General features: G+C 44.8%; 9 protein-coding genes. 7 read left to right on the top strand and 2 right to left on the bottom strand.

Translation table 11 applies throughout. From position 1 onward, the window contains the following. The first annotated feature begins 25 nt into the window (after positions 1 to 25). The 7 genes from KIK04_RS17590 to KIK04_RS17560 all read left to right on the top strand — a co-directional run bounded on the left by KIK04_RS17590 (position 26) and on the right by KIK04_RS17560 (position 8296). Positions 26 to 901 carry a lipase family protein gene (locus tag KIK04_RS17590; protein ID WP_232274903.1) on the top strand — a complete coding sequence of 292 codons (876 nt, stop codon included), beginning with the start codon at positions 26 to 28 and terminating at the stop codon, positions 899 to 901. Positions 902 to 1128: 227 nt separating this feature from the next. Further along, positions 1129 to 1980 carry an AraC family transcriptional regulator gene (locus tag KIK04_RS17585; RefSeq protein WP_232274902.1) on the top strand — a complete coding sequence of 284 codons (852 nt, stop codon included), beginning with the start codon at positions 1129 to 1131 and terminating at the stop codon, positions 1978 to 1980. Positions 1981 to 2107: 127 nt separating this feature from the next. Beyond that, positions 2108 to 3619, top strand: coding sequence for a sulfatase family protein (locus tag KIK04_RS17580; RefSeq protein WP_232278795.1), 1512 nt, complete (start codon positions 2108 to 2110; stop codon positions 3617 to 3619). After that, positions 3616 to 4362 carry an ABC transporter permease gene (locus KIK04_RS17575; protein ID WP_232274901.1) on the top strand — a complete coding sequence of 249 codons (747 nt, stop codon included), beginning with the start codon at positions 3616 to 3618 and terminating at the stop codon, positions 4360 to 4362. Before KIK04_RS17580 ends, KIK04_RS17575 begins: the two co-directional genes overlap by 4 nt. Next, on the top strand, positions 4338 to 5171 hold the full coding sequence (locus tag KIK04_RS17570) for an ABC transporter ATP-binding protein (protein WP_232274900.1): 834 nt from the start codon (positions 4338 to 4340) through the stop codon (positions 5169 to 5171). The genes KIK04_RS17575 and KIK04_RS17570 overlap by 25 nt, the downstream gene beginning before the upstream one ends. Before the next feature lie 21 nt (positions 5172 to 5192). Beyond that, on the top strand, positions 5193 to 6245 hold the full coding sequence (locus KIK04_RS17565) for an ABC transporter substrate-binding protein (RefSeq protein WP_232274899.1): 1053 nt from the start codon (positions 5193 to 5195) through the stop codon (positions 6243 to 6245). Positions 6246 to 6325: 80 nt separating this feature from the next. Further along, positions 6326 to 8296 (top strand): DUF4838 domain-containing protein, encoded by a 1971-nt coding sequence (locus tag KIK04_RS17560; protein WP_232274898.1) that lies wholly within the window; start codon positions 6326 to 6328, stop codon positions 8294 to 8296. Between the two features lie 249 nt (positions 8297 to 8545). Here KIK04_RS17560 and KIK04_RS17555 read toward each other — a convergent pair whose 3' ends face one another. Next, the gene (locus tag KIK04_RS17555) at positions 8546 to 9175 is read right to left on the bottom strand and encodes a hypothetical protein (protein ID WP_232274897.1); all 630 of its coding nucleotides are present in this window, start codon (positions 9173 to 9175) and stop codon (positions 8546 to 8548) included. A 194-nt stretch (positions 9176 to 9369) separates the two neighbouring features. Then, a complete protein-coding gene (locus tag KIK04_RS17550) occupies positions 9370 to 12477 on the bottom strand; it encodes an MMPL family transporter (RefSeq protein WP_232274896.1) in 3108 nt (1035 codons plus the stop codon). Between the last annotated feature and the right edge of the window lie 11 nt (positions 12478 to 12488).

The following is a 12488-nucleotide window of genomic DNA, read 5'->3' as shown; positions in this document are numbered from 1 at the left end:
CTAGTGTACGAGAAAGGAGTCAGTTATGGGGAGTTCTAGGAGCAATCTTACTTGTAAAAATAAAATAGCGATTTTTCTTGCGGCTATGACCTACCAATCGTATGTGCTGGTTGAAGCGAACAAACTGTTCTTACCGAAAGGCTTTAAGCTGCGCTACACCATTCGGGCCCTTGGTGGTGTTGAACAACCAATCAAAGAAATTTTCGGGTATATCGCGGAATCCAAACATGAAATCGTGATCGCGTTTAGAGGAACCGGTTCGTTTCAAGACAATGAATCCGACCAAGATATTTTCCAAATCCCCTATCCTTATGTCCAAAATAGTGGGAAAACCCATCGCGGGTTTACGTGCATATATGAATCCACAAGAAACAATATCATTCGAGTCCTCAATAAGCTGTCTCCGACCAAACGTCTGTATATTACTGGCCACAGCCTAGGTGGAGCTCTAGCGGTGTTGGCGGGTTTGGATATTGCTGTGAATACGAAGTTTCATAAGCCGATCGTGTATACGTATGGCTCACCGCGTACTGGAGATCCTACCTTTGCCGCGAAATACGACAACATCGTAAAAAACAGTGTACGTGTGTACAATGTTCACGACATCATTCCCTTTATACCGGATAAAGTGTACCCACCTCCTTTTACAAAGGAAGGGCTGTACTATAAACATGTGAACACAAAATATCCCGTTTCTTTTCAACTGAACAGTGTAGCGGGCCTCAATCATAGTATTAGCTGTTATTTTAAAAATCTTAGTAAAAAGAAGCCTGCATTTACGAAAGCATTATGTATATCCAATCCGGGTTTTTGTCCCGATACACGGTTTTGTGTTCCTTTTCTAGGGGGATGTGGAGCGACAACGACAAAAAGGAAATCGAGTTGTTGTGTAGGATGTTAGTTCAATATTCAATGTTAAATGTTAAATGTTAATTCTTCGATGTTCAAGCCTCATCTAACGCTATGTTGGGTGAGGTTTTCTTGTTACATAAGAACGGTTACTTGCATCTTGTTATATACACATTGGCTATTGTTGAGAATAAATGTGAAACGTATGATAGTAATCATATAATCATATATCAAAGTAAGCTCATATGAATAATTAGCTATCACTAAGGAGATTGCAGGATGAAAGAGTATACTTCGGAATTTGCTGAACACATTTATTACACACCTTCAGAAATAGAGAAAAAAGGAGGGATTTGGCCTGTAAGAACCGGTAGAAACGTAGCAAAACCTAACTATTCCGTCGGCTCTCGCATTATAGAATGTTTTTCGATTCATTGTATTACTAGTGGAAAGCTCTCGTTCGTACATCATGAGCAGTCAGTGATGTTGACTAGAGGTGATTTATTTTGCTTGTACCCTCATATGCCCTACAGTTATAAGGTTGTACAACCAGATGCAGCAGCTCTTAGTATGAAGTGGCTCGCTTTTCACGGGACTCAAGCTTCTTCTATTTTAACTAAAATAGGCTTTGCCATGCAGCAGCCCTACGTCCGCGGAGGTATGACATCGGAAGCAGAGATGCTGTTCGATCAAATTCAAAGCTTGATGCGTAAGCAAAGCAGCGGGAACCTTCGACTACAAGCATACCTGTACCAACTGTTAGGCTGCTTTATGGAGCACAACGAAGCCAAGCAATCAGGTAAGCATAGCAGACATTGGATACAACGAGCAGTGGACTACATGGATGTCCACTATATGGAGGGCATAACCGTATCCGATGTGGTTTCTATTGCAGGCGTACACCGTTCTCATTGCTACACCGAATTACAACGTGTGCTTGGAACTAGCCCGCAACATTATTTGATGAAACTGCGCATGGACAAAGCAGCCGAATTGCTAAAGGTAGAGCGATATACGATAACCGAAATATCGGCAAGTTTAGGCTATAAGGATGTGTACTCTTTTTCCAGAGCTTTTGGTCATTATTATGGCATGCCGCCAACACAATTTAGAAAAGACCCAACAAAATGATAAATAAAACAAACAAAATGTTATTTTGCGTCGGTCCTAAACCGAATATGATTGTTGCATGCCAAATAAATGACTAAACAGGTAGGAATAATAAGATATATCTTCCTGTACGAGAAATGAGGGGGCAATCTTGAAACGGCCTAACATTTTATTGATTACGAGCGACCAGCAGCACTGGAATACCCTCGGTGTGCGCAACGAGGAGATTAGCACACCTCATTTGGATCGTTTGGCTCAAGGCGGGACCACATTCACCCGAGCGTATTGTCCGAATCCCACGTGTACACCTTCACGCTCTTCAATCCTAACAGGGCAATATCCAAGCCAACATGGAGCATGGACGCTTGGCACGAAGCTTCCGGAAGAGAAGCAAACGATCGGGGAACTTTTTGTGAATGCAGGGTATCGAACCGGATTGATTGGCAAGGCGCACTTCCAACCACTCGGGACAACCGAGCAATATCCGTCAGTTGAATCTTATCCCTATTTGCAAAATCTCGATTATTGGCGTCATTTTACCGGGCCATATTATGGCTTTGAGCATATTGAGCTGGCGAGAAATCATACGAATGAATGGCTCGTGGGCCAACATTATGCGATTTGGATGGAAGAGAAAGGTTGTCTCCATTGGCGAGATTATTTTATGGAGCCGACGGGTAGTATGAAAGCTTCGGAGCAGCATTCGTGGACGATTCCAGAAGAGTATCATTACGACACTTGGATCGCTGAACGGACGGCGTCGCTTCTGCGGCAATATTCCGATCAGGGCGAACCGTTCTTCTTATGGTCGAGCTTCTTTGACCCGCACCCGCCTTATCTCGTTCCAGAGCCATGGGACAACATGTATGACCCGGATCAGATCACAATGGCTGCGGCTCATAAGGGAGAGCACGATTCAAATCCACCTCATTTCAAATTGACTGGGCTTGAGAATGCTGACTTTTCTTCGTATCACGAAACGGGGTTTACCTGTCATGGCATGCATTCCCATGTGCATGATGAACAATCGCTCCGTCAGGATATCGCCATTTACTACGGAATGATAAGCCTCATGGACAAATATATCGGTCACATACTTGATACGTTAGAGCAATGTGGATTGGCGGAGAACACCATCGTCGTGTTCACTTCGGATCATGGACACTTTTACGGGCATCACGGATTGATAGCCAAAGGCCCGTTCCATTATGAGGATTTGATCCGTATTCCGATGATTGTTCGTTATCCTGGTCATGTGCCGGAAAATCAAACTTCTGAGGCCCTGCAATCATTGGTTGATTTTGCACCAACACTACTCGACCTTGCTGGTATCCCCATCCCAAGAACCATGACCGGTGTCTCCCAAAGTGAGGTTTGGAGGGGGCGTCAACAACAGGCTAGAGATCATATCATCTGCGAGAATCGTCATGAACCTACTTCTATTCATCTCAAAACGTATGTAGACGAGCGTTATAAACTAACGGTCTATTACAATCAATCATACGGCGAATTGTTTGACCTTAAGGAAGATCCCGAAGAACGGCGTAACCTGTGGCACGAACCAACATTTGCTCAACTCAAATCTAATCTGCTGTTGAAATATGTGTGGGCTGAGATGGGAAAAGAACCAATTTGGATGCCAAGGATATCACACGCATGAGATGGCTGTCTGTACTATCCATCGTCGTTGGTATTATCATCTGGTTCGCCGCTTCTACGATTCCGGCCGTCAACGCCATTGTGAGCGATCCGTTAACGATCGCTAAGGCGCTCGTCTCTGAATGGGAAAAAGGATATCTCTCGCAGCACATTTTCATCAGTGTATGGAGGGTGATTGCAGGATTTACGTTAGCCTTGTTAGCGGCTCTCCCCATCGCCTTTCTCATAGGTTGGTACAAGTCCGTGCGATTGCTGCTGGAGCCATGGATTCAGTTCTTTCGGACAATTCCGCCGATTGCGTTAATCCCGCTCGTTATCGTAGCTCAAGGGGTCGGCGAGCAGGCCAAAATAACCGTCATCTTCGTTTCCTCCTTTCTCGTTATGGTCGTCACTATTTTTCAAGGTGTGAGCAATGTGGATATGACCATGATCAAAGCCGCACGTGTGCTCGGTGCTAAGGATCATCAACTTTTTCTGGAAGTGGTGGTTCCAGCCTCCTTCCCTTATATTCTTGTAGCTATGCGGCTTGGACTCGCTAGCGCGTGGACAACGCTTGTTGCAGCCGAGCTGACGGGTGCATCCCGAGGGCTTGGCACGATGATTATGGAAGCAAGCTTGTACTTCCGAATGGATATTGTTGTAGCGGGCATTTTGCTCATTGGAATGATTGGGCTATTGATGGATCGTGCCCTATTATATGTAGAAAGAAGGCTGACAGGATGGCAGGAAGTGCACAAAAGCTAGAGGAGCCCGAGATAGAGCGGTTTACACGCCCTACCAAAATCGTGATTGAACAGCTCAGCAAAGTGTACATGGGGCAAAAAAAAGATACGGTGGCGCTGCAAAATATTAATCTAGAAATTGTTGAAAATGAGTTCATTTGTGTTGTCGGTCCTAGCGGCTGCGGCAAAACAACACTGCTTAACATCATTGGCGGATTAGAACAAGCGACATCTGGATCTGTATATGTAGACGGAGAAGCTGTGAAAGGACCCGGCAAAGAACGGGGCGTGGTCTTTCAACAGTATGCATTGTTCCCTTGGAAGACGGTCATCCAAAATGTCGAGTTTGGCCTTAAACTAGCAGGATTTGATAAGAAAACGAGACTGGCTAAGGCGGAGAAATACGTAGAATGGGTTGGGCTTAAAGATTTTATGCACGCGTATCCTAAGGAGTTGTCCGGAGGAATGAAGCAGCGTGTCGCTATTGCAAGAGCGTATGCCGTGGAGCCGAAAGTGCTGCTGCTGGATGAACCCTTTGGGGCACTAGATGCCCAGACAAGGGCCCAACTGCAAGAGGATCTGATCCAGACGTGGGAAAAAGAAAAGAAAACATGCTTCTTTATTACGCATGATGTCGAGGAAGCCGTGCTGCTAGCAAACAGAGTGATTATCATGGGCGCTCGCCCGGGAAAAATCAAAGAAATCATCCATATTCCCCTTCCCTATCCAAGAAACCAGCTGACCAAGCTGGAGGACTCCTTTATACGACTTAAAAATGAAGTTTGGACAAAAGTATACGGCAATGGCAATGATTTGACTCATAACGACTAATCATCAAGGAGTGAACTTGCGATGGAGAAATATATTCAAGTGGTGAAATGGGCTACACACTTACGAACCGGTTTACTCGGTTTACTCGCTTTAATGGCTGGCACCATTATTAGCGGCTGCACTTCTACCGCGTCTTCGACTGCAATCGAAGAGTTAAGTGAGATAAGAGTGGGCTACATTCCAGACATTAACGGTGCTGCTCCACTCGTCATTGGTGAACACAAACAATTTTTTAAACAAGCAGGTATTCAAGTTACCCCAACTAAGTTTCTGAGCGGGCCGCCTGAATTTCAGGCCATGGCGGCAGGAAAGATCGACATCGCCTATATCGGACCAGGCGCTACTTTTCTAGCTGCACAAGGGAAAGGAAAGATTATCGCAGTAGCCAGTTTGAGTAAGGGCGATAAGCTGCTGGCAACCAAATCATCGGGCATTCAAAAATGGGAGGACTTAAAAGGTAAGACAGTCGGCGTTCCCAAAGGTACTTCTGGTGAAATGATTCTTAATCTTGGTCTAGAAAAAGCAGGCTTGAAGCCGTCGGACGTCAATATTGTCAATTTGGACGTTGCCGGAGCCGTTTCATCGTTTATTGCGAATAAAGTAGATGCTGTTGCGATTTGGTCCCCTTATACGACTGAAATTGAGAGACAAGTCGGCAAAGACAACATCATTACAATTGGTAGCAATGAGCAGTTTTTCCCTGAATACGTGTTTCCAGCCAGTTGGGTCGTCAATCCGACATTTCTGGAGGAAAAGCCGGAATTAGTAGAGAAATTTGTGCAAGCTTGGATTGCAGCTAATGATTATAAATTAAAAAATATCGAGGAAACGATCCAATTAACGGCTCATTTCACCCAAGTACCGGAAGATTCGCTGCGCAGCCAATTAAAAGATATCGAATGGATCGAGTCTAGTAAAATCGCGGCCTATTTGCAGGATGGCACAGCGAAAAAATGGTACGAAAACCTACAGCAATTATTTGTGAAATCAGAAAAATTGAAAGAAGTGGTCCCCGCTGAGCAATTTGTTGTATCCGATCTATTTCATAAAGCCTTTAAAACACCTGCTAATTAAATTCGCTAAATTTGCTGAAAACGAACTAGGAGTGTGATGAATCTATGTACATTTATGCAAAAAGGATCATGTTGTTTCTGTTGAGCAGTTTGTTATTGTTCACATCCGTGCCATTTGTTGAAGCTTCTGAGCATGGGGTCGTAAGTGGGGAACGATTTCTAGTGCGCGACGGGCAATCCGAATCCGTTATCATATGGTGGTCTGGAGGCGGGGATGAAGTGCCTGCCTTCGCAGCAGCGGAGCTGCAATCTTATGCTGGCAAAATAACAGGGGCTCAGGTGCCGATACGCAAGGCTCAATTGTCGTATGCTTCTGGTTCCGGACAATCGTTGAACGCAATTTCCAGTGGAATTGCGATCGTGACAGGCGCAGAGGCTTTAACTTTTTTACAGACTCCTGCCGGAAATGTCGTCTCCATTCCTGCTGAATGGTTCGTGCAAGTTAATGCAGCGCTGACGAATGCAAAAGAAGACTCATTCTCCATTCAGACGCTTGGCAGCAAAGCCATTCTTGCCGGTACCAATGACCGCGGCACCTTGTACTCCTCTTATGAGCTGATTGAACGTTTAGGAGTTCAATTTTTTGCTCCGAACTTTGATTTTTACAACGGCAACTCCGAATTTGTACCTACGCAATCTTCGATCGCTGTGGCGGATCTGAATGTAAAGGAAGAGCCGAGCCTCAAATATCGACGTAAATATGTCGAGGAAGGTTGGAGCCATACGAGCGGCAACTTGCCGCAGTTGATTGATTGGATGGCAAAAAACAAGCTGAACATTTTAGCTTATCCAACCGATTATATTCATTTGGGCATCGTCAAATATGATACGTGGCGATCGCAGCTTGTGCCTGAGCTGAAAAAGCGTGGAATTGTGCTGGAGGCAGGTGGTCACGGCTTCGACAGCTTTCTTCAACCGAGCAAATATAAAGCGCAGCATCCAGAATGGTTTGTTGCTGGCTACAATGTATTCGATGTAGCCAATGACGCAGCGGTAGCGGCCTACATTAATGAAGTCGTTGACTACTTGAGACAACGGCCGGAAATTCGCATTTTTGACGCATGGCCACCAGACAATGCCACTTGGCCGCCCTCTGCGGCACAACGATATGGGAGTATTGCCAATGCGTATGCAGCCGTGGTCAATAAATTAGATGATGCCGTGCAAGCACAGCTACCTGGGGTACGGATTGAAGCAATCGCTTATCAATCTCACATTGATCCCCCATCTCCCGCTTACGCATTTAAGCCGACGATCCTTATCGATTTTGCTCCCATCGATCGGAGTCATGCCGAACCTATCAACGGTTCTACGTATCCCGCCAATACGAATTATGTAAACTTAATCAACAAATGGCGTGCCGCCTTCACTGGCGATTTGGCGATGTACGAATATTACCGCAGATACAGCTTTCACTCCTTGCCCATCGTCATGCCGACCTTAATCGGGCAAGAACTGCCCTACTATCACTCCCTAGGTATTAGCGGACTAGGCATTTACTCAGAGCCGGGAGACTGGCTGACCTATGAAATTACGCATCTCATCGCTGCGCAGAAATCATGGGATACGACGCTCGATACACAATCTTTTGTCGATGAATACGTGAAAGCTCGCTTCGGTCAGGCTTCAGCAGCGGACGTAGCTGCCTATCTTGTACTCGTGGAAAATACGGGGCGTCAGCTGTTTGACCGATTTAGAGGGAATTACGGCGATCTGAATGTGATAACTTCAACAAGAGCTAATTACGTACAAGCGCGGACAAATCTGACGCAGGCAGCAGCCAAGACACCCGCCAATTCATCCAGCGCCTTCATCCTACAACGATTGTTGTGGAATATCGACTACGCCATCGCGGATACCGAAGTTTCGTATTATAGTTTACAGCGTAATTCTGGAAAACTGCTGCAAGCCAAGCAAGCGACAAAGGGCTACGTCGAAACGCATAAGTTTAACGGTATCATTACGCAATCTTTGTGGGCATTGAACCGTTATCAAGGAAATGCGACGAGGGAAAATACATTGTGGATTTACGATTTGTATCGCAACCATTAAGGCATTTAAGCTTTCGGAACTAATTGCAGCGGTAAATTTCAACGACGGGCTCCTCACACGCAGAACACAGGTCTGGTTAGACTTGCTGCCATTTGTGTTTGGTGGTACAAGGGGGAATCGCCCCCCTTGACCTCTTCACTACCAACGAAGCGCTCTCGCATCATTGGATGTCTCTTTCCCAAACTATGTATACCATATCTACTGATGTTCCCATCTTCAGATATCATTGTTCTGCTATTCTTTATATCATTATTCCATCCCATGCTCTTCACGAATTTGGTACAAGGCATTAAGAGGCAATTCAGTAGGATCCCGATTCAGAAGCACATGCATGAGCAACAAATCGATTTTAATGGCACACACGTTATTTCCATCTACGATAGACGGAAATCCTGTCTCTAACACTGGGCCATGCTCCTCGTTCCAATCCAAGCCAGCATAAACCTGATCTGGACCAAATTCCTCTTGAACCGCAGCTATACACGGTGCGAGAATCTGATCGTCGATAATCGCTTTCGTTTCCTCTTCACTTGATGGAGGTTGCGGAAGTGCCTTTCCGCCTTTCGTTTTCATCAGATCGACAAAAAATGAGGCCATCCAAAGGGAGGGATTATCATCGGTTTGGAATCTCTTAATCAATTCTTGTAGAAAAAAGCCGCATTCATATTCGTCATTAGAATCATCTTTCACTGCAAAAATAAACAATAGACCGAAAGTTTCATGGTTCGATACACGTCCTGTCACTTCATCGAAGTAAGTCTTCAACGAGACAATACCATTATGGTGAACTGCGTTAATGAGTTCAATCCATCTCTCTTCTGAAAATGTTCCTTGGTTGCTATCATCTGTGACTTCATTAGTCTGTGTGTTGTTACTCATGCTTTCCACCACCTCTGGCTTATCATATCATTCGATAGTTTGGAGAGTAAAGCTACTTACCGAAGTCAATCGATCAGGTCTGAAATAGCCGATCCTAACGAAACTTAAAAAACGAACGCCGGTTTAGTACCGACGCCCGTTTGTCTCCCAAGAGCTTTTTTCAATGTATTTAAAATGAGGTCTCGATCGACCTTCTACTTCTCTCTGACACTTAACTTTTGTACCCGCTCTACTACAGCCAACAATGCAGGAAGCATAACCGGCAGCATTACAAAGCCAAGCAAGCATAAGCCGATCATAACGGTCATCGCAACTTCAATCAATGTCAGCACCCCTGATGGGATAAGCGCTGCAAACGTACCGCCAAGAATGATCGCTGCCGAAATGACAACACCGCCCATATGACGAGCAGCCTCAATCATTTCTTTCGTAGAATGACCTTCTAATTCCCGATAACGCATCATTAAGAAAATGCTGTAGTCTACACCTAGTGCGACAATCATAATGAAGCTGAAAAATGGAACATTCCAACCTAATTCATTAACGGATAGCAAATGTGAACTTAGGAATTCACTTATACCAAGCGAAGTAAAGTAAGCCAACACTAATGAAAGAATGATAAAGATCGGTATCCACAAGGAGCGTGTGATAAATATAAGCACAAGCCCAATGCCGATTAACATAATCGTTGCTGTGCGAGCAAAGTCACCACTCGCGATCGCTTCCAGATCTACATTTTCAGAAGTTTTGCCACCCAAAGCTGCCTTGGCATGTTTGAGCTCGCTGCCTTTGATCGCAGCCTGCACTTCCGTGTTAAGCTGCTTGACGATTGCCATCGCTTCTTTCGAATACGGATTCACCTTCAACATAATATTCATTTGTACCGTTTTCCGATCTGGTGACATGTACATATCCAGTGCTTGCTTAAAGTCGTCGCTCTCCAGCACGTCTTGCGGAATAAAGAACTTCTCCGAAGCCTTGGATTCACTTAAGCCGTGCAAATAGCTTTGAGCATCTGCCAAGCCCGTGCTCACTTCTTCCAAACCTTTTGTGCTAGCTGACAAACCCGATTGCAGCTTTTCCATATTACCTGTTAACTCAGTTAATCCCGAGAGCAACTGCTTTTGCCCTGCATGAATTTCTGCTAAACCTGTGCGAAGAGCAGGCGGGACGGGGATCATTTTTTTCGATCCGTCTGCTGCTGTTTGTAGTCCAGCTTGTAAGCTGGATGAACCTTCATGCAGTTGAGTCACACCTGTTTGCAACTGGACAACACCGTCATTTACGGCGGAAAGCGAAGCGTTTGCTTGTTTAAATGATGACATCGCTTTGTCATATTCCGTTTTCAAACCGCTCAACTGCTGCGCTAATTCCTTCATCTGCTGTTTTCCAGTTGCAGCAATACCGAGCGCCGTTTGGATATGCTCATCATTGTCCATATCTGGATTGGATTGCACAAATTTGCCCAACGTGATTTCGATTTGTTCAAATCCTTGTGCAGCTCCCCCAATCGCTAGCTCTAAGCTTGCAAATTGCGTGCCAAATGCAGACAGTCCTGTTTCAAGGTCTATATATCCCTGCTGCAATTGCGGTAACGAACGAGATAGTAAATTCATTTGTTCCTTAAGCGAACCTAGACCGCTTTCCAGCTGTTTAGCACCGCTAGCGCCTGAATCTACGCCTTTCGATAACTGCTCAATCGCTTTTCCTAAACTCGTAACACCTGTTTGCACTTCATTTGTTCCATCGATGAGCAGCTGTACATTTTGTACACCTTTCGTATCTGCTTGACCGATTTCTTTTTCCGCAGAAGACAGTCCATCGTTAATCTCACCAACGCCTTTTGCGGCATCACCTAAGCCTTTATTCAGTTCCTTCGATTGATCTTTCATATATAACTCTTCCATCTTCTTGCCAACTGGACGTGTTGTTGTAAACACTTCAGCTACACCAGACATATTCGAAATTCGTTCCGCAAGTTCGTCAAGCTCTTGCAATGACTTGGCATTGTTCAATGATTTATCCGATTGAATGACCAATGTCGTCGGTGAAGAAAATCCTGGCGAATAATGCTTCTCAATGACCTGAATACCTTGCTTGGAAGCGTAGCTATCATCAACCTCCAACAAATCGTTATAGCTCAAGGAATCGCTATACTTCACAATAAACGGGATGCACAATATCGCAATAAACAAAAGAGCTGCGATAGGTCTTGCCACGGATGCTTTTGCTAATGTGCCCCAAATTCGACTTTCCCCATGTCCATCGAACTTTTTAACAGGCCAAAACAACTTCTTCCCTAACCCGAGCATAATGACCGGATTCAACGTCATCAGTACGAGCACGAGCACGGCTACACCGATCGCCACGGCCGAACTTGCTTGATAAATGCCGAACTCCGCCAAAATGAGCGCCATAAAGCCGATAAATACCGCAAGCGCACTGTAGAGCACCGTTTTTCCAGCAGAGCGATACGTCGCTTTGACTGCTGTAAGTGTATCATCTTGCTTGGTCAGCTCTTCTTTAAAGCGAGAGAATAATAAAATATTATAATCCGTTCCGATACCAAATAAGATAACGACTAGAAACACTTGTGTAAAATTCGAAAATGGATAGTTAAACCACTCCACAAAATGTGCAACGATGCCGAGTGATACGATATAGGAAATCCCCACCGTCAGTAGTGAAACAACCGGTACAATAGGAGATCGGAATACGATAATAAGTACGAGGATAATAAAAATGACCGCAATGATTTCGGTTTTCTTAATACCTTCTTCTGTCGACTTAACAAAATCTTCGATTACAAGACTGTTCCCTGTCAAATACGTATCTACCTGTTCCAGCTCCATCAATGCCTCTAATGGCTTCGCAGCTTCAGAAATCGTCCCTTGGCTACGACTGACAGATAGCTGCGTTAAAATCGTCGTCTTGTCCTTCGACACGAGTTGACTCTTCGTATGTTCATCATCTAAATGAGTGAGCATATTTTCAATGCCAAGCTGCTTTTGCTTCGCTTTGAATTGTGCAATAACGGATTCGATTTGTTGCTGTTGTTTACTTGTTAATGGCTTATCGGTACCACTATTAAAAACAGCAATAATCGAGTAGCTATTGCCACTGTTCTCGTCCATCTGACTTAGCATCTCATGTGCGATCTTGCTTTGCGCACTGTCTGGGATCGATACTTGTCCCTTTTCCCTCACTAATTGATTGAGATTCGGCATCGTCATGACGATAACTACGGTAATGAGTATCCAAGCCACGATCGAGGCGATTCTCAAATTTCTTATTTTCTTCATTCTCTGTCTCC

The sequence above is a fragment of the Paenibacillus sp. 481 genome (genome assembly GCF_021223605.1).
Classification (GTDB): Bacteria; Bacillota; Bacilli; order Paenibacillales; family Paenibacillaceae; genus Paenibacillus_B.
Note: the sequence above shows the minus strand (reverse complement) of the source record. Positions and strands in the feature narration are given on the sequence as shown.